The organism is Shewanella sp. FeAMO (genome assembly GCF_053653955.1).
The window spans coordinates 3,218,323-3,240,076 of sequence record NZ_CM132201.1 but is presented as its reverse complement, the minus strand read 5'-3'; the positions used below and the strand labels follow the sequence as shown (position 1 = coordinate 3,240,076).

At 52.0% G+C, this 21,754-nt stretch carries 15 protein-coding genes and 10 tRNA genes; 16 read left to right on the top strand and 9 right to left on the bottom strand.

Annotated elements, in window-relative coordinates; translation table 11 throughout:
* The first annotated feature begins 14 nt into the window (after window positions 1-14).
* From maiA to ACWAU4_RS14610, 3 genes are all read left to right on the top strand, one after another.
* The gene (gene maiA / locus ACWAU4_RS14620; RefSeq protein WP_025888342.1) at window positions 15-674 is read left to right on the top strand and encodes a maleylacetoacetate isomerase; all 660 of its coding nucleotides are present in this window, start codon (window positions 15-17) and stop codon (window positions 672-674) included.
* Window positions 675-1,135: 461 nt separating this feature from the next.
* Window positions 1,136-3,253 (top strand): S8 family serine peptidase, encoded by a 2,118-nt coding sequence (locus ACWAU4_RS14615; RefSeq protein WP_208124902.1) that lies wholly within the window; start codon window positions 1,136-1,138, stop codon window positions 3,251-3,253.
* Between the two features lie 10 nt (window positions 3,254-3,263).
* Window positions 3,264-3,725 (top strand): hypothetical protein, encoded by a 462-nt coding sequence (locus ACWAU4_RS14610; RefSeq protein WP_025010899.1) that lies wholly within the window; start codon window positions 3,264-3,266, stop codon window positions 3,723-3,725.
* A 56-nt stretch (window positions 3,726-3,781) separates the two neighbouring features.
* Here the strand turns inward: ACWAU4_RS14610 and ACWAU4_RS14605 are convergent, their stop codons facing one another.
* Both ACWAU4_RS14605 and ACWAU4_RS14600 read right to left on the bottom strand, forming a co-directional pair.
* The gene (locus ACWAU4_RS14605) at window positions 3,782-5,119 is read right to left on the bottom strand and encodes an IS4 family transposase (RefSeq protein WP_208124901.1); all 1,338 of its coding nucleotides are present in this window, start codon (window positions 5,117-5,119) and stop codon (window positions 3,782-3,784) included.
* A gap of 101 nt (window positions 5,120-5,220) precedes the next feature.
* Window positions 5,221-6,102 carry a LysR family transcriptional regulator gene (locus tag ACWAU4_RS14600; RefSeq protein ID WP_028781271.1) on the bottom strand — a complete coding sequence of 294 codons (882 nt, stop codon included), beginning with the start codon at window positions 6,100-6,102 and terminating at the stop codon, window positions 5,221-5,223.
* Window positions 6,103-6,250: 148 nt separating this feature from the next.
* On the opposite strand from ACWAU4_RS14600, the gene ACWAU4_RS14595 reads away from it, so the two are divergent.
* Window positions 6,251-7,513 carry an MFS transporter gene (locus tag ACWAU4_RS14595; protein WP_045282643.1) on the top strand — a complete coding sequence of 421 codons (1,263 nt, stop codon included), beginning with the start codon at window positions 6,251-6,253 and terminating at the stop codon, window positions 7,511-7,513.
* Here ACWAU4_RS14595 and ACWAU4_RS14590 read toward each other — a convergent pair.
* The 6 genes from ACWAU4_RS14590 to ACWAU4_RS14565 all read right to left on the bottom strand — a co-directional run bounded on the left by ACWAU4_RS14590 (window position 7,492) and on the right by ACWAU4_RS14565 (window position 14,329).
* On the bottom strand, window positions 7,492-8,859 hold the full coding sequence (locus tag ACWAU4_RS14590; protein ID WP_096142300.1) for a sigma-54-dependent transcriptional regulator: 1,368 nt from the start codon (window positions 8,857-8,859) through the stop codon (window positions 7,492-7,494). The genes ACWAU4_RS14595 and ACWAU4_RS14590 overlap by 22 nt on opposite strands.
* On the bottom strand, window positions 8,856-10,652 hold the full coding sequence (locus ACWAU4_RS14585) for a sensor histidine kinase (RefSeq protein WP_208124900.1): 1,797 nt from the start codon (window positions 10,650-10,652) through the stop codon (window positions 8,856-8,858). The genes ACWAU4_RS14590 and ACWAU4_RS14585 overlap by 4 nt, the downstream gene beginning before the upstream one ends.
* A gap of 78 nt (window positions 10,653-10,730) precedes the next feature.
* The gene (locus ACWAU4_RS14580) at window positions 10,731-12,128 is read right to left on the bottom strand and encodes a TRAP transporter large permease (protein WP_025890112.1); all 1,398 of its coding nucleotides are present in this window, start codon (window positions 12,126-12,128) and stop codon (window positions 10,731-10,733) included.
* Window positions 12,129-12,136: 8 nt separating this feature from the next.
* On the bottom strand, window positions 12,137-12,775 hold the full coding sequence (locus ACWAU4_RS14575; protein ID WP_025012078.1) for a TRAP transporter small permease: 639 nt from the start codon (window positions 12,773-12,775) through the stop codon (window positions 12,137-12,139).
* Between the two features lie 45 nt (window positions 12,776-12,820).
* Window positions 12,821-13,840 carry a TRAP transporter substrate-binding protein gene (locus ACWAU4_RS14570; RefSeq protein ID WP_028781275.1) on the bottom strand — a complete coding sequence of 340 codons (1,020 nt, stop codon included), beginning with the start codon at window positions 13,838-13,840 and terminating at the stop codon, window positions 12,821-12,823.
* Window positions 13,841-14,101: 261 nt separating this feature from the next.
* Complete coding sequence (locus tag ACWAU4_RS14565; RefSeq protein WP_025890110.1) at window positions 14,102-14,329, bottom strand: hypothetical protein; 228 nt, start codon at window positions 14,327-14,329, stop codon at window positions 14,102-14,104.
* Between the two features lie 265 nt (window positions 14,330-14,594).
* Here ACWAU4_RS14565 and gltX point away from each other — a divergent pair, with 265 nt between their 5' ends.
* The 11 genes from gltX (at window position 14,595) to ACWAU4_RS14510 (ending at window position 17,585) form a co-directional block, all read left to right on the top strand.
* On the top strand, window positions 14,595-16,004 hold the full coding sequence (gene gltX, locus ACWAU4_RS14560) for a glutamate--tRNA ligase (protein ID WP_208124899.1): 1,410 nt from the start codon (window positions 14,595-14,597) through the stop codon (window positions 16,002-16,004).
* Window positions 16,005-16,110: 106 nt separating this feature from the next.
* Window positions 16,111-16,186, top strand: a tRNA-Ala gene (locus ACWAU4_RS14555).
* Window positions 16,187-16,237: 51 nt separating this feature from the next.
* Window positions 16,238-16,313, top strand: a tRNA-Glu gene (locus tag ACWAU4_RS14550).
* A gap of 60 nt (window positions 16,314-16,373) precedes the next feature.
* Window positions 16,374-16,449: transfer RNA gene (locus ACWAU4_RS14545), tRNA-Glu, on the top strand.
* Window positions 16,450-16,662: 213 nt separating this feature from the next.
* A tRNA-Glu gene (locus ACWAU4_RS14540) sits at window positions 16,663-16,738 on the top strand.
* Between the two features lie 34 nt (window positions 16,739-16,772).
* Window positions 16,773-16,848 (top strand) — tRNA-Ala (locus ACWAU4_RS14535).
* 37 nt (window positions 16,849-16,885) lie between these two features.
* A tRNA-Glu gene (locus ACWAU4_RS14530) sits at window positions 16,886-16,961 on the top strand.
* Between the two features lie 213 nt (window positions 16,962-17,174).
* Window positions 17,175-17,250: transfer RNA gene (locus ACWAU4_RS14525), tRNA-Glu, on the top strand.
* 35 nt (window positions 17,251-17,285) lie between these two features.
* Window positions 17,286-17,361, top strand: a tRNA-Ala gene (locus tag ACWAU4_RS14520).
* 37 nt (window positions 17,362-17,398) lie between these two features.
* A tRNA-Glu gene (locus ACWAU4_RS14515) sits at window positions 17,399-17,474 on the top strand.
* Window positions 17,475-17,509: 35 nt separating this feature from the next.
* Window positions 17,510-17,585: transfer RNA gene (locus tag ACWAU4_RS14510), tRNA-Ala, on the top strand.
* A gap of 390 nt (window positions 17,586-17,975) precedes the next feature.
* Here ACWAU4_RS14510 and ACWAU4_RS14505 read toward each other — a convergent pair.
* Entirely contained in the window at window positions 17,976-19,805 is a 1,830-nt protein-coding gene (locus tag ACWAU4_RS14505) for an ABC transporter ATP-binding protein (protein ID WP_044735871.1), read from the bottom strand.
* Between the two features lie 278 nt (window positions 19,806-20,083).
* Here ACWAU4_RS14505 and ACWAU4_RS14500 point away from each other — a divergent pair, with 278 nt between their 5' ends.
* The gene (locus ACWAU4_RS14500; protein ID WP_208124898.1) at window positions 20,084-21,697 is read left to right on the top strand and encodes a DNA-3-methyladenine glycosylase 2 family protein; all 1,614 of its coding nucleotides are present in this window, start codon (window positions 20,084-20,086) and stop codon (window positions 21,695-21,697) included.
* The last annotated feature ends 57 nt before the right edge of the window (window positions 21,698-21,754 follow it).

Sequence of the window (21,754 nt, the reverse complement as noted above, 5' to 3'; positions counted from 1 at the left end):
GAGAACAACTTATGTTGAAATTATATGGTTACTGGCGCTCCAGCGCCGCTTATCGGGTGCGGATTGCGCTCAACCTCAAGGGGCTTTGCGCCGAGCAGCTCTCGGTTCATCTGGTGCGCAATGGCGGCGAGCAGCATCAGGCTGCTTTCAAGGCGCTTAACCCGCAGGAGTTGGTGCCGGCTTTGGTGGTGACGGATGACACCGACGAGCGCGCCGAGTTGGTGTTGTCCCAATCGCTGGCGATCATTGAATATTTGGATGAAGCCTTTGGCGGTGAGGCGCTGTTGCCGGGTGATATTGAGCAGCGGGCGCTGGTCAGGGCCATGGCGATGGGGATTGCCTGTGAGATCCATCCTTTGAACAACTTGCGGGTGTTGCAGTATCTGACCGGGACGCTCAAGTTGGATGACGCGGCCAAGAATGATTGGTATCGCCACTGGGTCGAACAGGGCTTTGGTGCATTGGAGCAACAGCTGCAGCAGTACTCGGGCCGGTATTGTTTCGGCGACCAGGTCAGCCTGGTGGATATCTGTCTGGTTCCCCAGGTTTATAATGCCAAGCGTTTTAATATCGATTTGTCTCCTTATCCCAATATATGTCGTATTAATGATGAGTGCCTGACTCTGCCGGCCTTTATTGATGCAGCACCTGAAAATCAACCAGATGCCCAGTAGTTTTATTATTTTATAGTCATCTATGCGGTGACTATAAAATAACCTTAAAAATACCCCGCGCTTGAAAAACCTCTCTTATAAAATGATACCTTTCTGTTAATAACAGGCTTTTGAAAATAAAATCTGCTCAGCAATTTGTAACTAATTGTTTAAACAGCATGCTGTTTTTATTACATTTGCGATCTGGCTTATATAGGAAATTGTTTTTAGATTTATAGGCTTACCATTTCTTTATTTAGTCTTTTATAAAATACCTCAAATAACGTATTTCGTATCATATGTAGGATTTTTCCTGCTTGTTGTTTTTCTCTTATTGAATTGGCTGTTACATGTGATACATATGTTAATGCTTGATTTTGACCAAGCTATAACAATAAAAAATACGCCATACCTATTAAACATTTGCTTCCGAAAACCTGTTTTCGGCGGTATGGCGTTTTATTATCAAAAGGAAAAGAAGTATGCATAAGTCGATTATTGCGCTGAGCATAGCCGCAGTCTTATTGGCGGGGTGTGGCAGTGACAACAAGAAGGCACCTGAGCCGGTTAATACAGCCCCTGAGAGTCAGGATGTGACCTATGACGTTCGTCAGTCGGTACGCCTGGATGGTCAACTGGAAGGAAGAGATGCCGAAGGAGGGATAACCTTTTCGTTAGTGGATCCCGGCGAAGTCAAGTTAGGGACTTTGAGCATCAATGATGCGGCCAAGGGTAGCTTCAGCTACCAGACCGATGCGTTGGAAGGCACAGAAGTCGTGCGCTTCAAAGTCAGTGACGGCAAGAGCGAGTCTGTCTCAACGCTGACATTGCGTATCGACGGTGGCGACCCTTTGTATCAGCATCAGTGGCACTTGAAAAACACAGGCCAAAATGCCTTTGCCAAGAATCGCGGTGTGGCCGGTGAAGACATGAATGTCAGTGATGCTATTGCCTCAGGTGTTACCGGTAAAGGCGTTATTGTTGCTGTGGTAGATGATGGTCTGGAGATTAGTCACCCGGATCTCAAGGCCAATGTTATTGAAGGCGGCTCCTATAACCTGATCACCGGCACTATCGATCCTACGCCATTTGCCGACAGTGCTTCGCACGGTACTTCTGTTGGTGGGATCATAGCCGCTGCCGGTTGGAATGGCCTTGGCGGCCGCGGTGTTGCCCCCGATGCCAACCTTATCGGCTTTAACTTCCTGGATAAGGATCCCAGCGGTAAGGTCAAGAGCGTACAAACCTTTGAGAACTTCGCCAAGTCCCACGGTGCCAGTGCTTACAGTGACAATGCCAGGGTGTTTAACCAGAGCTATGGTTATTCAGTGCCTTTCCCCCATGGATTTGATGAAGATGAAAATGAGGTCTACGGTGCTATTACCAAAGACAGTTTTGACGGCAAGGGCAGCATCTTTGTCAAGTCTGCCGGTAATGGATACAAATATTACAAGGCGTTCAATACCTTCTGGATCCCCGGTGATTATTTCAGTGCGCCAAAAGAAGGCAAAGTGCCCAACCACGGTTTGCCCTTCCATAATGCCAACATGTCCTCCGACAATGCCAACGTATATAACCTCCTGGTATCGGCAATCAATGCAGCCGGTAAGCGCTCAAGTTATTCTTCTGTAGGTTCCAATGTGTTCGTTACTGCGCCGGGTGGGGAATATGGTGAGGATGATCCCGCCATTGTGACCACGGACAGAGCCGGCTGTGACAAGGGGAGTTCGGTTACCGAAGAGCGCCCATCAACGCCTTTTGACGGCGGCCTGCATCCACTCAATCTGGAATGTGACTATCGTTCTACCATGAACGGAACATCGTCAGCAGCGCCCAATACCAGTGGTGCAGTCGCCATGATTATGAGTGCCAACCCCTCTCTTTCCTGGCGTGATATTCGCCATATCTTGGCTTCGACTGCCACCAAGGTGGATGCAGATATACCCGCCAAGACGGTTGCTATCGGTGAGGGGGACAAGGCGCCTGTCTATGAGGCTATCTCAGCCTGGCAGGACAACGCCGCAGGATTTCATTTCCACAATGAGTATGGTTTTGGCAGGGTAGATGTCAGTGCGGCTGTAGCTATGGCCAAGGACTACAAGGCAGACTTGGGTGAGTATCTGTTGACTGACTGGATTGCCAGTGAAAAGGATCTTGATAAGGCGATTCCGGATGCCAGTCTTGCCGGGGTTTCAGACTCTCTTGAGGTTGCCGAGGATTTGGTGGTGGAAGCGGTGCAGATTGAGCTCAGCGCCGATCATCTGCGTCTTCCTGATCTGGCGGTTGAGTTGGTGTCTCCGGCAGGTACCCGCAGTGTGTTGATGACGCCTTTCAATGGCCTGGTGTATCAGGGCGTGATGGATCCCAACGATCCGGATGACCTGGTCAAAGGCTATGATAAGACGCCTATGCTCTCAAATGCTTTCTATGGTGAAAACACCAAAGGTGTGTGGACCATTAAGTTGATAGATGTGAACAGCGGTGAATATCAGTTCCTCAAATATGACAAGGGTTATATCAGTATTCCCAATGAGAGTAACGGTATGTTGAAGGGCTGGTCCATTCGTTTTCATGGCCACAAGGCCAAGGCAGCATCTTAAGGAGTAACAGATGAAGATTTCAACAGCAATGATGGCCATGGGGCTGACACTTTTGGCGGCTCCTGCAATGGCGCATGATAAAAATCCTTTTGAAGATAACGGCAAGCAGTATCAGCAACAGGGCGATAGAGCCGACTTCCTCGGACTGAAGGATACCTTTTATGTCAAGACAGACAAAGGTGTGCAGAAAGCCAGCAGGCTGAGCCAGGGAGAGCAACTGGTGACTGAGGCCGGCGAGCCATTTGCGACAGTGACCGGAAAGCTGGTGGTCAAACTCAAGCCTGGTGTTGATGCCGCGGCCTTTGCTGCCGATTCAGGCCTGAGGTTGGATTGGCAAAATGACACTCAGCTGATGGTGTTGGCCGCCAGTGAAGGCAGCGATCTCCTGGCTGTGCTTGAAAAGCTGAAGCGGGATCCGCAAGTGATGAGAGTCAAGCTGGATAGGGCGGTGCTTAAACACGAGCCTATGTGATCCACTGAGATGATCCACTCAGACGCAAAAAGGCCCGGATCCCACCGCAACGTAGTTCACTTAAGCGGAGCTGCCTTGTGATTAACAGGATATCGGGTCTTTGATATTTTTACCGCCCTAGGCCGATTTGGCTTAGGGCGTTTGTCTATAAACAGGATGGACAAGTCTCCTCGCAGACTGTTTAGACGCTTCGGCGTATTACCTGGTGACACCGCTTTGCTCATGACTTTGAGCTGACTTGCGATGAACTGACAAGCGTACTTAAAGCTGATTTCATTGGGCATTCGACCATGCTCTACTGCCGCTTGGCTCGCTTCTCGTCTCACCAAGTTATAACCAAGCAGCAGCCCCCATAACTCTTGATAGACAAGTTCGACTGTCTTGCTCCTCAGCACTAACGCATTGTGTTGCATCGAACTTTTTATGTCTCGATAGCCTAATTCAATTTCCCATCGCTCGCGGTAAAGCGCCGCGACTGCTCCCGCATCGTACTGCTCTCTGGGAAGAGACGTAAATACGGTTTTTGGCTTACCTTGTACCTGATAAGTCACGGCTCTCACTTGCCATGTTTCAGGTAGGTTAGGATTTTTCTTGCGTGCTTGTGGAGAGGCTTTCATTTCGACTCGCATGTCGTCACTCTCTTCATCGTCCAGAAGGGTGTATTTCACCCCTTTCTTCGCCGGTAACAACCAATGTCTGTTAGCACCACTATTTTGGAGAGAAAGAAGTAAGCCTGCTCCATAAAAACCCTTATCCAATAAGGTCACGGAATTATCCGGTAAGGAGTCAATAAAGGGCATAGCAAGAGGAATTTCGCCTCGACGATAAGGGCTTATAGCGGCATCGACAATGACATGAGAGCGAACATTCATCATGGTCACCACCCTTAATACTGGGTGAGGCGTCTGTCTGTCGCTGGATGTATTACCTGACCCAAAATGGTCTCTTAGTTCCGGTGTGTCAGCGGTTCGAAAAAGCGCGCCATCCACAGCAAAGACCTGCAAACCTTGCCAAGTATCCTCAGGGTAACGCTCTACCCCCCACCTGTGGCTGCATTGCCTAAACAACCATTCTGGGGCTGCTTTGCCAAGGCGTTGCCTTGCTTGCGTTAAAGCACTTTTTGCTAACAGCTCCTCATTAACCAACCCCTCGGCACAGACATTCATTCGCCGTGCGACTTCGGCAATCGGTTCGTTGCGGAAAAACGCCATTCCAACAATAAGCCAAAGAACCATATCACTCGGTAAGCGACGTCGACGAATCGTCGCTTTATCGGAAAGTGTTACCGCTTTAGCAATCCACTCGTCAGGAATATGCTCGGAGAAGGTGGTTAGCTGAGCGACATCAACAGGACTCTCTTCAAGAAAGTCGGCAAAGCAGTTTTGAATAGACATAAAAAATCGGAAACCTACAAACAGGTTTCCGATTGTCTCTCATCAGGAGGATCGGTCAACCGATCCTTATCTGATCTACGTTGCGGGTTCCACAGGGCCTTTTACTTATTGGCCAGCAAAAACTCCACAAAGGCCCGGTCGGCCTGGCTTACCGGGCGCTGTTTCTTCCAGGCAATATGCAGGTCGAGATGTACAGGAGGTGCGAAGGGCAGGGCTATGATGTCATCTCTTTCATTGACCACCATTTCCAACACACTGGTGACGGCAAACCCTTGACTTACAATCTGTTTTATCAGGTTTATCAGGTTGGTTTCAAAGGCGATCCTAGGCTCGAGTTGCAGCTCTCTGGCTCGGCTCAGCATCCATTCACGATGAAAATAACCGGGTTTGAACATCACTAACTCATGGGCGAAAAACTGCTCCAGCGTTACGGCCTCGTTTGTGGCCAGGGGGTGTTCAGGGCTTGAAGCTACTACCATCTGCTCTCTAATTAACAGACAGGACTCGAACTCGGGCTTGAGGTCCTGGGCCGTGATAATCGCTATATCCACCTCTTCCTGCTCCAGCATCCTCAGGGCATCGCGGGTGCCTCCCTCAAACAGCGACAGCTTCAAATCCGGATACTGATGGCGAAAGGCCATCACCCGTGACGGCAGGTAGAAAGAGCCCAACATACCGGGCACGGCAATTCGCACTTCGCCCTTGGCCAGCTCGGCCATGGCCCGGATATGGGCCTCTGCCTGACTCAGCTGTTTGAGGATCAATACCGCATGTTGATGCAGCGCCAGCCCTTCGGCAGTGAGGCGAATGCCGCTTTCCTGGCGGCTGCCACTACGGTCGACCAGAGTGACGCCGAGAGATTGCTCCAGCCGCTTGATACTCTGACTGAGGGCGGGTTGGGCCAAATTCAGCTTCTCTGCAGCTCGGGTAAAACTGCCGTACTTAACCAGGTTATCCAGGTGTTTTAGTTGTCTGATGTCCACGTCTCGCCTTACTCTTGCGGATAATCTTGAGGAAGTTTTCCAAGCATAACAAAAATTGATGAAATCGATATTATTTATCTATTATTGTTATGTATTGCCCGGTGCTAACCTTGTTGTAGTGAATTCTTTGCTAATTTAAGAGGTCGGAGTGACTAAGGTCGAAGCCGTTGGCCGGCATGCGCGTGATACCCGTTTGATTTGGGCACTGTGCGTGGCATCAGTGGTGGTTTATATCAATCTGTATTTGATGCAGGGGATGCTGCCCTTGATTGCCGAGCATTTTCAGGTAACGGCGGCCAAGTCGACTCTGGTACTGTCTGTCACCAGCTTTACGCTGGCGTTTTCCTTGCTTGGCTATGCCATAGTCTCGGACAGGATTGGCCGTCACAAGCCGATAGTTATCAGCCTCTGGGCCCTGGCGCTGTCCAATATCTTGTTGGTATTTGTTAAAGATTTCAATGCACTGGTGGCGGTGAGGTTGCTTCAGGGGATATTGCTGGCGGCTGTACCGGCCATCGCCATGGCTTATTTCAAGGAGCAACTCAGACCTGAGACCATGCTCAAGGCCGCGGCGGTTTACATTACCGCCAACAGTTTCGGTGGCATTATCGGTCGGCTGTTTGGCGGGCTGATGTCGCAACATCTATTATGGCAGGATGCCATGTGGCTGCTGCTGGCGGTGAGTCTGTTTGGGGTGGCACTGGTCAGCTATTTACTGCCCAATGCCGTCAGCGCCGCCAAGCGAGAACGGCTGCCGAAACAGTGGCGTTTCTGGCGTGGTGGCAGTGAAGACCTACGGGGCTTTGTACATCACCTCAAGGATAGTCAGATGCGACTGGCTTACCTTATTGGTGGGCTGGCATTTATGATGATGGTCAACCAGTACAGCTTTATTCAGTTGCACTTGATGGCACCGCCTTATGATTGGAGCCGGTTTGAGGCGACACTGATTTTCCTCTGCTACTCAAGCGGCACACTGGCATCGTATTACACCGCCAGGTGGATTGCCCGCCATGGACAGTTACCTCTGTTCAGAATTTCCTTGCTGCTGATGTTGTGCGGCAGTCTGCTGACTCTGCTGGATACCCAGGTGTGGATTTGCGTAGGCTTTTTGCTTACCTCCTGCGGTTTCTTTATTACCCACAGTTGCTGTAACTCCTTTGTGGCCATGCGCGCCAGCAGCCACAGGGCTAAGGCCACTTCATTGTATCTGTGCTGCTATTACCTTGGCGCCGCAATGGGAGGCCCTTTTTTGATGCTGTTCTGGCAGCGGGGAGAGTGGCAGGGCGTGGTGATGGGATCCATGGTTTTGCTGTTTTTGACATCGCTGGCGGTTTGGCGCCTTGGCTGGCGGCAAAAACAGCCGCTCAGCCAGGAGATGGATACGCCTCAGGGGGCATCGTTGAGGTAATCTTTACGCTCAAGACCATATTTGCGCATCTTGTCGTAGAGGGTCTTGCGCGGTAGCTCCAACTGTTCCATGGTCAGCTTGATGGAGCCCTTGTTGTGCGCCAGGGCTTCTTCAATCAGCAGTCTTTCGAAAAACTCCACCCTTTGAGTCAGTGACATGCCGCTTTGCAGGCTGTCACTGCTGCCTATGGCGCCGGCAAAGGCTGCCTCGGCGCCAAGCAGAACATAACGTTCCGCCAGATTTCTCAATTCGCGCACATTGCCGGGCCATTCATGGGTACTGAGACGGGCCTGCTGCTCACCGCCAAGGGCAATCAGCGCCTTGTGGTAGCGGGCCGAAGCAATACGGGCAAAGTGCAGAAACAGCAAGGGAATATCTTCCCGTCGCTCCCTCAGCGGCGGAATGGCCACAGTCACCAGATTGAGACGATAGAAGAGATCTTCGCGAAAGCTGCCCTGGCGGCAGAGTTCTTTGAGGTCGACCTTGGTCGCGGCAATCACCCTGATGTCCAGCGCTATGGATTTATTGGAGCCCAGACGCTCGACTCTCCTGTCTTCCAGTACACGCAGCAGCTTGACCTGCAATGCCATAGGTGTGCTTTCAATTTCATCGAGGAACAGGGTACCGCCGTTGGCGTACTCAAATTTGCCAATCCGGGTCTTGTCGGCGCCGGTAAAGGCTCCTGCTTCTGCACCGAACAGCTCACTCTCTATGATGTTTTCCGGGATAGCACCACAGTTGATGGCGACAAAGTTGGCGCCGTGTCTGGGGCTGTGATCGTGCAGGTAACGGGCAACCAACTCTTTGCCAGTGCCGGTTTCACCCTCGATCAGGATATCGGCCGGGGTATCCAGCACCTGGTGGATGAGATGGCGCATCTGACGGATACCCGGACTGTTGCCGAGGATCCTTGGGCCTGGCAGGCTCTGGGATTCCAGCTCCTGCTTGAGCTTACGGTTCTCCAGCGTCAGGCTGCGCTTGTCCAGTGCCCGCTTGACGACATCCAGAATATGCTCGTTGTTGAAGGGTTTTTCCAGAAAGTCATAGGCGCCCTGTTTAACGGCGCTGACCGCCATGGCGATATCGCCAAAGCCGGTGATCAGTATCACCGGCAGATCGGCATCCAGCTGTTTGATTTGCTGCATGACACTGATGCCGTCCATGCCGGGCATGTTGACATCGGTAATGACCACTCCCATCCAGTTGCGGCTGAGGTGGCGCAAGATCTCTTTCGGTTGGGTCGATGCCTTGGCACTGATGCCTTCGAGTTCAAATAATTGGCTCAGCACTGTGCCTATATGGGGTTCGTCGTCCAGGATCAGGACTGTGTATTCTTGTTCGCTCATTGGGTTTCCTCGCCGCGGTACAGAGGCAACAGGATCTGAAATACAGCGCCACCTTCGGCGGCGTTGGCGACGCTGATGGAGCCCTGCATGGACTCGACAATTCGGCGGGAGATGGAGAGTCCCAGACCCAATCCCTGTCGTTGGCTGGTGGTAAAATAGGGTTCGAAAATTTTCTCCATCTGGCTTTCGTTGACGCCTGGGCCGGAATCCTGAATACGGATACACAGCATCTCTTCTACGCTGATGCTGATGGTCAACAAACGCTCATCGACTCGTTGCATGGCCACTATGGCGTTGCTGATAAGGTTCACCAGTACCTGTTGCAGGCGTATTTTATCGCCGTAGAAGCACCAGGGCTTACCCGGGAGCTGCAGTTCGAGCCGGACCCCCTGTTTGTCGATTTCCGGATGCACTATGGTCAGCGCCTCCTGCACGGTTTCATTGATACTGGTGGGCTTGTCCTGGCCCTGGCTCTTGCGGGTGAAGCTCTTGAACTGGGCAACTATTTCCGCCAAGCGGTCGGTCAGGCTGATGATGGTGACCAGGTTTTCCTGTGCCTTGTCATGCATGCCCCGACCAAGAAAGGTTTGAGTGTTTTGGGCATAACTGCGCAGCGCCGCCAATGGTTGATTGATTTCATGGTTGATGCTGGCAGACAGACTGCCGATGACAGTCAGCTTGGCGGCCTGGATCAGTTCATCCTGGGTTTGTTTCAGTTGGGTGTTGGCATCTTCCAGCTCCCGGGTACGTTCTTTGACCCTATGTTCCAGCTGGCTCTGGGCCTGGCGCATGCGTCTTAGGTTACGGCGCCGCTCGAGACTGAACAGCAGCCCCAATGCCAGCAACAGAAAGATACTGGCGGACAGCAACATCACAGGGGGCAGTGAACGATACAAAGGTGCCACAGGTGTCAGCACATGCACATACCAGCCTACCTTGGTCATTTCATTGCGGGTATCCAGATATTGGGCCCGGCCCTGATCGTTTTCTATCCGATATAGTGCCCTGTGTGCGGGTGTTTCCTGCCGGTAGGGCGGATCTATCCTGAGTTCCTGCAGCTTACGGTCGGCATAACGGCGGCTAAGGGTTATCTGTTGCAACCTTTCCGCAGCTAGGGGTTGCAGTGACCTCAGACGCCAATTGGCAATACTGGCCAGAAAGATGACTTCATCCTCACCGCTGATGGCCAGTTCATACTGGCCCGCCTTGGCTAGCCCCGTCATCTGCTCTTCAATATCGGCAATATCGACCTTGACCACTATGACACCGAGTACTTTACCCTGATCGTAAATCGGGTAGGAGAAATAAAACCCCCTGGTGTTGGACGAGGTGCCGACGGCGTAATAGCTGCCCAGCCTGCCGGCTATGGCTTCTGTGTAGTAGGGACGAAAGGCATAATTCTGACCGATAAACGAATAGGCTTGCTGCCAGTTACTGGCGGCAATAGCATCCCCTTGGCTATTGAGCAGATAGATATCAGAGGCTTCGGTGACATGCTGTATCTCTTCAAAGTACTTGTTGATTTTGCTGATTTCGCTCTTGTCTGCGCTACTCTTGATTACCCGGGCCAGCATGGGGTTGGTGGACAGCACATGGGGAATACTCTCATAGCGAATGAGTGCGCCTTCAATAAAGCTTATGACTTCGCTGAGCTGTTTGTCTGCCAGGGCCTGGTATTGGGTGAATCCCTTATCCAGATGGTACCAGTAGGTCAGTTTGAGGGTAATAAACAGACCCGTCATCAGCATGGTGGTGATAAGCAGGCGCTTTCGGGTCTTGTTGTTGAGCGGCATCTTATTGTCCCGGCGTCATTGCGGAGTAAAGAAATCGGCGAGTCTTAGACTCGCCGATAGCCCTGATGATTTCAAGGATTAAAAGCCCCGCAGCGAATCCAGATACTCAGGCAGGAACAGAGATACTTCAGGAACATAGGTGATCAGAATAAGGAACCCCAGTAACAGCAGCAGCCAAGGCAGGCAGGCATGGATTACCCAACCTATGCTCTTGCCTGTGATCCCCGAGGTCACAAACAGATTAAGCCCCACTGGCGGCGTCAGCATTCCTATCTCCATATTGACCACCATGATGATCCCAAGGTGAATGGGGTCGATCCCCAACTGGGTGGCGATGGGGAAGAGGATGGGCGCCATAATAAGCAAAATGGCTGATGGCTCCATAAAGTTACCTGCGGCCAGCAACAACAGGTTGACTATGATGAGAAAGCCCCAGGCCGGCAGGCCCATGCCGACTATGTTTTCGGCAATCATGTGAGGGATCCGCTCTGTGGTCAATACATGGGCGAACAGCATGGCGTTGCCTATGATAAACAGCAGCATAATGCTGACTTTGGCGCCATCCCTGACGACGGCGCGTATCTCTCTGTCGGCCGGTGTCTTGAGTAACCCCAGTAAGCTGTATCCCAGATTGCGGCCTATGGCTTTAACTATAGGCTCACCAGGATTGCGCCAGGCGACATTTTTCAGTGGCCCGATATCGCGATAGCCGAAGACGGCAATGAAATAGGCATAGATACAGGCGACCGCTGAGGCTTCCGTGGGGCTGGCGACCCCGCCGTAAATGGAACCCAGCACTATGACAATCAGCATCAGGCCACCCAGCGCCTTGGCCGTTGAGATAGAGAGCTTGCGAATGCCGGGGAAGGGCAGGGAAGGTAGTCCCTTGATACGGGCCACTATATAGATGGCCAGCATGATCAGCATCCCCGCCAGTAACCCAGGGATCAGCCCGGCCATAAACATCCGCGCCGCGGACACTTCGGTGGCTGCCGAATAAACCAGCATCACAATCGATGGTGGGATCAGTATTCCCAGGGTACCTGAGGTGGTAATAACCCCGGCGGCAAATTTTTCCGGATATCCGGCGCGGATCATGCCGACGATAACTATGGAGCCGATAGCTGCCACTGTGGCCGGAGAAGAGCCGGAGACGGCGGCAAACAACATACAGGCCATGACCGAGGCCATGGCCAAACCGCCGCGGATATGGCCGACACTGTCCATGGCGAAGTCGATGATCCGCCTGGCGACGCCGCCGGTGGAGAGAAAGGCCGAGGACAGAATAAAGAAAGGGATCGCCAGCAAAGTGTAGTGCTCTGAAGTGGACTCATAGAGTTTCAGGGCCACAGAGGCCAGCGAATCGTTGGAAAACAGTAAAATAGTCAGCATGCTGGAGAAACCCAGTGCAATGGCAATGGGCATGCCGAGCAGCATACAAACAAATAAGACGATAAAGAGGGTAGCTATTGTCATGGCATTACCTACTCATGCTTGGAGTTGTTTTTGTCTTCGCCGGCTTCGTTTTCGTCTGCCAGGTGCATGCTTTCCTTGGCTTCATCGTGGAAGCTGAATCCTTGTGAGCGGTTGGTCAGAATGGCAAAAAACAGTTCAATGAAACGCCAGGTCAACATGGCAAAACCGATAATCAGAATGCTTTGGGAGATCCACAGCGGTACTGCCGGATCTTCCACATCTATGCGCAAGGTTTCCCAGGCAAAGTCGGGGTCCAGTTTGGCAACCAGGGCATGGGGGAAGTCGATATCTTCCATGGGTATCCCAATCTGATACATCTGGCTGAGATAATCCCAGCTGCCTTTAAGAAACAGGCCGCAATAGATCAAACAGATGACCGCAGCCAGCATGGCGGCGTATTTGCGGCCTGTCCTGGGAAGCTTTTTGACGAAGGCATCGACACCTATATGGGCACCGACTTTAACGCCGTATGACATGCCAAAGAGGACAAACCAACCACAGAGGGTCAATGTCAGCTCCTGCATCCAGAGAAACCCTGTATTGAAAAAGAAGCGGGCAACGACTTCGACAAAGACAAGTACCGTCATCAGGGTGATCAATAAGTTGAGAAAGCCTTCCTCAAAGTAGCCCAAGGCGCGTGAAATCATATTGCTCTCCGCAGAAATTGCGGGGGCCGGAGCCCCCATACTGACTTACTGGTTGGCGGCCACGGCGGCATCTATCACGTCTTTGCCGATTTGGTCTTCAAATTTGGCCCATACCGGCTTCATTGCATCAACCCAGGCCTGGCGTTGCTCAGGGGTGAGCTCAACCACCAAGGAGCGTTTGGAGTCGATGATCAACTGGCGGTCCTGGTCATTCTTGTCACCGGCAATCTTGTTGCCGTAGGCAATGGCCTCATCGAGCGCTTCCTTGATGATTTTCCGCTTATCGCCGGGCAGACTCTTCCAGAAAGTGTTGGAGGTCACCACCATGTAGTCGAGTACACCATGGTTACTTTCGGTGATATGGCTCTGCACCTCGAAGAATTTTTTGGAGTAGATATTGGACCAGGTGTTTTCCTGACCATCTATGGCGCGGGTTTGCAACAAGGTGAACACCTCGGAGAAGGGCTTTTTAACCGCAGTTGCATCAACGGCGGCAAACTGAGCCGCCAGCACGTCAGAGGCCATAACCCGGAATTTTTTGCCGCTGGCGTCTTTGGGCAGCAGCAGCGGCTCATTGGCAGAGAACTGCTTCATACCATTGTGCAGATAACCGAGGCCAACAACGCCTTTTCGCTTCATGGAGTTCAGCAGCTTTTGCCCGGCTTCACTCTGCTGGAACTTGTCGACAGCGGCCATGTCTTTGAACAAAAACGGCAGATCGAACAGCTGCAGTTTTTTGGTGTAACGCTCGAACTTGGAAAGTGATGGCGCAACCAACTGCACATCGTTGAGCAGCAGCGCGGCCAGTTCATTGTTGTCTCCGAAGAGTTGTGAGTTGGGGAACACACTGACCTGATATTCACCCGGCAGGCGTTCTTCGACCAAGGCCTTGAACTTCAGTGCCATCTGGCCCTTGGGGGTGTTTTCTGCCACAACGTGGGAAAACTTAATCTCTACCGGTTCTGCCAGAACCGAGAAGCTCGCCAATGCGCCGGCCAAAGCCGTCACTTTGGCAAGGGTTTTCAGTGGCTGGGTAAAGAGTTTGGATGGATTGAATGCACTCATGATGTGTCCTTTTTATATGCTCTTGAGTTATTGAAAAATACGTACCCCAAAGTGCGTATCTCCAGCGGGAATACAGCCGACTTTCCCTAAGGTCTGTATTGGGTAAGGCAAGTAGTGCGCCAACTTGATTACTTTTTTGTAACTCATTGGTTGCTAAAGTGTAGTTTATTTGATGGATGTCACGCCTTTTTGCTGTTTGGGTGAGATCTTGCTCACAGTGCTGTCGATTATGGGTGGAAAACCGCCTATTGCGACTTTGATTTACTTGGGGGGATCTATGCGCTTGAGCACGGCGTCACTGGGCAGTAGCTCCAGGTGCCCCTGCTCGTCAAAGTACCAGCCGGTAATAAAGCCTTTCTGACGCATAGTCACCAGGTTATGCATCACTTCTCTGGCTTCTTTTTGCGCAGTTTGCTCGTCATAGTCGTTGGTGTGCTTCAAATAGGCCGCAATGCTGGCGAGGGAAGCCGATTGACTGATTCCTGTCATAGCCTCTGTTCCACAAAAAAGATGCTTTCCTGAAGCGTAGTTGAAAATTTAGCCAGCGTGAAAGAAGCGCTGGTATTACAGCCTGGGGCGCTATCCGGGTGTGTCTTACTCAGGATATGGCTCGGCAGGGCAATCCAGGGCCGCAATATCTATCTTGTGACTGTCGGCCAGAGCTCTTTTCCCCTGTAGGGTTAGGCTGCTAGAATATGCGCACTTTTCATTTGCCTGCCTGGCAGGCGTTTATTCTTAAGGTTAGTGTTCAATTATGACCACCAAGACGCGTTTTGCTCCCAGCCCTACCGGCTTTCTTCATGTGGGCGGTGCCCGTACGGCTCTATACTCCTGGTTGCACGCTCGTGCCAATAATGGCGAGTTTGTGCTGCGTATCGAAGATACGGATCTTGAGCGTTCTACTCAGGAGGCGGTTGATGCCATTCTGGAAGGGATGGAATGGTTGGGCCTGAATTGGGACGAAGGTCCTTACTATCAGACCAAACGCTTCGATCGTTACAACGAGATCATCGCTCAGATGTTAAAAGAGGGCACGGCTTACAAGTGTTATTGCTCTCGTGAGCGCATTGAAGCTCTGCGTGAAGAGCAGGCCGCCAAGGGTGAACGCCAGAAGTATGATGGCTGCTGCCGTGATGCCGCTCCCCGTGATACAGATGAACCTTATGTAGTGCGTTTCAAAAACCCACAGGAAGGCAGCGTGGTTTTTGATGATCATGTTCGCGGCCGGATTGAAATTGCCAACGAAGAACTGGATGACCTAATCATTGCCCGCAGCGACGGTACTCCTACTTATAACTTCTGTGTGGTGGTTGATGACTGGGATATGGGTATCACTTGCGTGGTTCGCGGTGAAGACCATATCAATAACACCCCAAGACAGATCAACATTCTCAAGGCCCTGAGTGCACCTGTCCCTGAGTATGCCCACGTATCCATGATCCTGGGTGACGATGGTGCCAAGCTTTCCAAGCGTCACGGCGCAGTGAGCGTAATGCAGTATCGTGATGACGGTTATCTGCCGGAAGCATTGCTGAACTATCTGGTGCGTTTGGGCTGGTCTCATGGCGATCAGGAGATCTTCTCTCTGGAGGAGATGAAGCAGTTCTTCAAATTGGACGATATCAACAAGGCGGCTTCGGCATTCAATACCGAAAAGCTGATTTGGTTGAACCAGCACTATATGAAGTCGCTGGATCCAGAATATGTGGCTGGTTTCCTCGAATGGCACATGCGTGATCAGCAGATAGATACCAGTAATGGCCCGGCACTGGCTGAAATCGTTACTGCATTGGCAGAGCGTAGCAAGACACTCAAAGAGATGGCTACCTCCAGCCGTTACTTCTATGAAGACTTCGAGGCGTTTGATGAAGCACAGGCCAAGAAGCACTTGCGTGGGGTAGCATTGGAACCCTTGCAACTGGTGCAGCAGAAGTTGGCAGCTTTGCCTGAGTGGACCGTGGAAGCGATTCACAATGCCATTGAGTCAACTGCGGCCGAACTGGAGGTGGGAATGGGTAAAGTCGGCATGCCTTTGCGGGTTGCCGTGACAGGTGCGGGCCAATCTCCTGCTCTGGATTTAACCTTATTTCTCATTGGGAAAGCTCGTTGCGAGCAAAGAATCTCCAAAGCGGTTGAATTTGTAGCAGCCAGAATAAATTCCTAAAAAAGGCGTTGACACATTTGGGTGTGCTGCATAGAATGCGCCTCGCAGTTGAGACACAGGGCAGCAAGTTGCTGGCAGTACACTCAAATGTAATGAGAGATAGCTTGGGGCTATAGCTCAGCTGGGAGAGCGCTTGCATGGCATGCAAGAGGTCGACGGTTCGATCCCGTCTAGCTCCACCAACTTCTCTCAATAAGCTCTTTTTAAGCCGAGTTTAAATGCTTAAGTCCGGGGTCCCCTTCGTCTAGAGGCCTAGGACACCGCCCTTTCACGGCGGTAACAGGGGTTCGAATCCCCTAGGGGATGCCATTTTCGCAGTGTTTAGTAAAACCTGTACTCTTATCACAGAGGTTGAACAGTGAGTCCGGGGTCCCCTTCGTCTAGAGGCCTAGGACACCGCCCTTTCACGGCGGTAACAGGGGTTCGAATCCCCTAGGGGATGCCAATTTTCGCAGTGTTTAACAAAACCTGTACTCTTATCACAGAGGTTAAACAGTGAGTCCGAGGTTGGCTTAGCCTAGAGGCCTAGGACACCGCCCACTTTCCTTGAGTAGAGAGTCGGCGGTAACCGTGGTTCGAATCCGCTAAGGGATGCCACATTTTGCAGCGTTTAGTAAAACCTGTACTCCTTTCACAGAGTCTAAAACGTGAGTCCGGGGTCCCCTTCGTCTAGAGGCCTAGGACACCGCCCTTTCACGGCGGTAACAGGGGTTCGAATCCCCTAGGGGATGCCACATTTTCCAAGAGATTTTGTTTTGACAGAATTTCGGGGCTATAGCTCAGCTGGGAGAGCGCTTGCATGGCATGCAAGAGGTCGACGGTTCGATCCCGTCTAGCTCCACCAAATACTCTTATCACAGAGGTTAAACAGTGAGTCCGGGGTCCCCTTCGTCTAGAGGCCTAGGACACCGCCCTTTCACGGCGGTAACAGGGGTTCGAATCCCCTAGGGGATGCCAATTTTCGCAGCGTTTAGCAAAACCTGTACTCTTATCACAGAGGTTAAACAGTGAGCCCGGGGTTGGCTTAGCCTAGAGACCTAGGACACCGCCCACTTTCCTTGGGTAGAGAATCGGCGGTAACCGTGGTTCAAATCCCCTAGGGGATGCCACATTTTGCAGTGTTTCGCAAAACCTGTACTCCTTTCACAGAGTCTAAAACGTGAGTCCGGGGTCCCCTTCGTCTAGAGGCCTAGGACACCGCCCTTTCACGGCGGTAACAGGGGTTCGAATCCCCTAGGGGATGCCACATTTTCCAAGAGATTTTGTTTTTGGCAGAATTTCGGGGCTATAGCTCAGCTGGGAGAGCGCTTGCATGGCATGCAAGAGGTCGACGGTTCGATCCCGTCTAGCTCCACCAAATACTCTTATCACAGAGGTTAAACAGTGAGTCCGGGGTCCCCTTCGTCTAGAGGCCTAGGACACCGCCCTTTCACGGCGGTAACAGGGGTTCGAATCCCCTAGGGGATGCCACATTTTCCAAGAGATTTTGTTTTTGACAGAATTTCGGGGCTATAGCTCAGCTGGGAGAGCGCTTGCATGGCATGCAAGAGGTCGACGGTTCGATCCCGTCTAGCTCCACCAAAGATTCTCCTTCAAGAGAAACACTAACCACCTCAGGGTGGTTTTTTGTTATCTGTCCTTCAACGTTTGCTTCCTATCAAAACAGCACGCTCTAACCCCGAATGGATTGATTGTTAGAGTATTTGTCCAACCATGTATCGAGACATGGCCCCAAAATGCAGATCTTATTAACTGCTCTTATCAGGCTCAGGCTTCACTACCGATACGCCAGATTGTTTTGCCCGGATACCCGCCGAGTTACTACTTGAGTAAAAAGTCGCTACTCGAGTAAGCAAGTCACTGTTAGTCAAGGTAAGTGTCTCTTTACATGGAAGGCTTAAAAAACAGGAAGCCGCGATGGCTTCCTAGAATGTTGTTCTATGCTGAAAAGCAGGGCGGTATATAGATATTTTAGTCTACACCAATAAAACCGCCTGTTTGGTGGGCCCACAGCTGGGCGTAAATCCCTTTGCTGCGGATCAGTTCCTGATGGCTGCCTTGTTCGACGACTTTGCCCTGATCCAGCACTATCAATCTATCCATAGCGGCTATGGTTGATAGCCTGTGAGCGATAGCGATAACGGTTTTTCCTTCCATCAGTTGATAGAGGCTTTCCTGAATTGCCGCTTCCACTTCCGAGTCGAGTGCCGAGGTGGCTTCATCCAGGATCAGGATTGGCGCATCTTTCAATAGCACTCTGGCGATGGCAATACGCTGCCTTTGACCGCCGGATAATTTGACACCCCGTTCACCCACCTGGGCATCCAGCCCGGTATTTCCCGACGGATCTGTCAAAGAGGCGATAAACTCACTGGCCTGGGCCTTGATGATGGCTTGCTCCAGTTCCTCTTCAGTGGCATCGGGACGACCATAAAGAATATTTTCTCTGATGGACCTGTGCAGCAAGGAGGTATCCTGAGTCACCATGCCTATCTGTGAGCGCAGCGAATCCTGGGTGACTTTACGTATATCCTGACCATCTATCAGAATTTTTCCCTTTTCCACATCATGAAAACGCATCAGCAGATTGACCAAGGTGGACTTACCGGCACCCGAGCGACCCACCAGACCGACTTTTTCACCTGGCTTGATCTGTAAATCCAAGCCTTCCAGCACGCCGCTCTGTTCTCCATAGTGAAAGCTGACCTTATCGAAATCGATTTGTCCTTGCTCAACCAAAATGGCTTTGGCGTCTTCGGCATCCAGAATGCGGGTGGGTTTGGACAGGGTGCTCATACCATCGGCCACTGTCCCTATATTTTCAAACAGTGAGCTGATTTCCCACATTATCCATTGCGACATGCCGTTGAGCCGCAGAGCCAGGCTGACGGCGATCGCTATGGCGCCGACACTGATGGCACTGTCGCTCCAGAGCCAGATGGATAAGGCTGCCACGCTAAAGGCCAGGAAATAGTTCAGCAGCTGCACACTGACGTTAATTCCGGTGACCAGACGCATCTGCCGGTGCACGGTATCCAGGAAGGTTTTCATGCTCGACTGAGCGTATTCGGCTTCCTGCTGGGTGTGGGAGAAGAGTTTGACCGTGGCAATATTGGTGTAGCTGTCGACGATTCGACCCGTCATGGTTGAGCGGGCATCGGCCTGCTCGGTAGACACGGCTTTCAGCTTGGGCACGAAATACCACTGCAGGCCGATATAGATGGCAAGCCATGCCAACATGGGCAGCATCAAGCGCATATCGGCACTGGCTATCATCACCAACATGGAGGTGAAATACACCATTATGTAGACCAGCACGTCCAGGAGTTTCATCACGGTTTCCCGCACCGCCAGAGAGGTTTGCATCACCTTGGTGGCTATGCGGCCGGCAAAGTCGTCCTGATAGAAGGAAACACTCTGTTTCAACAGGTATTTGTGCGCCAGCCAGCGGATGGCCATCGGATAGTTGCCCAGCAGACTTTGGTAGACAATCAAGGCGTGCAGCAAGATGAGTACAGGCAAGAGCACGAGTACCAGCAAGGTCATGCCGAGTAACTTGAGTCCTTCATCCTGCAGCAGGGTTTGTGGATCCTTGTCTACCAGCCAGTCAACCAACTGCCCCATAAAGCCAAACAGCGACACTTCCAGCATGGCCAGAATCGCGGTCAATATTGACATCAATATCAGCGGTCGTTCGAAACCTTTGGTGTAGTGGCGGCAAAAAGCATAGAGCCCTTTGGGCGGCGGAGATGGATCTATATCCGGCAGTGGATCCGTCCAGTGTTCAAAGCGGGAAAACAACGTCTTTATCATGGCCTTCTCTTGGCAAACTGTTATGGGCGATTTATCTCTTGGCAAAGAATGATTCTTGCCCGGTTATGCGGGCAGACATCGGGCCTTGCGGATCTGGAGTGATTTTTATTCAAGCCGTTCCAGCATACCCAATTTTTATCTGTAGGGCAGCTATTATTCCGGATCAATAGTTTGGGTTTGGTCTCGGGGTTCAGTTCCGTTTTCCGCTGGTTTCCCCCGTGTTCGCGGGGTAATCTGCATCCAGGTTATAGACGATAGTGAAACAGATGATGACGATTTTTACCGAGCTCAGCGCAGACACCTGTCGCCGGGCGAGACTTAGTCGCGATCCCAGGTTTGATGGCCGCTTCTTTATCGGGGTGAAGACGACGGGGATCTATTGCCGGCCTATCTGTCCGGCGGTGGCGCCGAAAGAGGAAAATGTCGATTACTTTTTCTCGGCCGCCGCCGCGGCAAATCAAGGTTTGCGCCCCTGTTTGCGTTGCCGACCGGAAAGTGCGCCCGGCTCCTGTGCCTGGAAAGGCACGAGAACCACGCTGGAGCGGGCGGTAACTCTGATAGAGCAGGGCGCCTTGAGCGGCGAGTCGGCGAAAGGTGTCGAGCACTTGGCACAGCGCCTCGGGATCAGCAGTCGTTATCTGCGCAAGCTGTTTGTCGAAGCGCTGGGCCTGTCTCCCAAGCAATACGCTGCGTTTCAGCAGTTGATGTTTGCCAAGCAGCTGCTGCACCAAACCCGGCTCCCTATCACGCAGGTGGCCTTGGCTGCGGGATACACGAGCATTCGCCGCTTCAACGAAGTGTTTCAGAGTCAGCTGCAGCTTACCCCGTCGGCGCTCAGACGCAGCGCTGATACGCAAATGGACGACAGTAACAGGCTGCAACTTTTTTTGAGTTACCGGCCGCCATATGCCTGGCAAGCGTTGCTTGATTTCTATCGCCTGCGGGCGGTAACAGGAATGGAGTGGTTTGAACTTGATGGCCGCCAGGGCTATGGTCGCAGCCTGTTACTCAACAGCGACAAAGGCGGGTTCAAAGCTTGGTTTTTTGCCGAGTTGCAGGCCTCGCAAAATAGAGTCGCAGTTACCCTGGCATTGGAAGAGGGCGCCGAGTTTAGCTTGTTACCGGTATTGGTCAATCGGATAAGAAGGATATTGGATCTCGACGCTGATATGCAGCAGGTTGAGCAAGTGTTGCAACCTCTCACACTGGCAGACTCCACCTTTGGTTGGGAGCCGGGGCTGAGGCTGCCGGCAGTAGGCTCTCTGTTTGAAGCTGGGGTGCGGGCTGTTCTGGGCCAGCAGGTCAGCGTTACCCAAGCCACAAAACTGTTGGGGCAGTTGGTGGCTGTCAGAGGTGAGAGGCGAGTTATCGCCGGGCGCGAAATCAGCTTTTTCCCCGAGCCCGAAAGCATGTTGGCGGCGGACTTTGACGAGTTGAAAATGCCCGGAAGCAGAAAGACGGCATTGGCTGAGTTGGCGCGTTTTCAGCTTGAGCATGGTGATACCGAGCCCGAGGCTTGGCTCAGTTTGAAAGGGATTGGCCCCTGGACCATAGCCTACGCCAGAATGCGCGGGTTGTCGGATCCTGATGTGTTGCTCGGCGGCGACTTGATAATCCGTAAACGTCTGCTGACGCTGTTTGGTAAAACGGCAATCTCGACCGGGGTAAACGGGAACTTGGCTCAACTCAACCCGGATTCGGCTAAACAAGGTGCAGTTGGTCAGCATAAAGGCAAGAAAAGTGCTGACAAGAAAAGTATGGACAACAAGAGTGACGCCAAGAAAAGTGCGGCCCATTACCAAGCGTTACTGCAAGGTGTCACTGAAGCGGCGTCGCCCTGGGGCAGTTATCTTACTCTACAACTTTGGCAGTCGGCATAGAACCCATTAATAGCAATGAATGAAGAGCTCTGAGATGGGTTGCAGAGGTGACAGGCA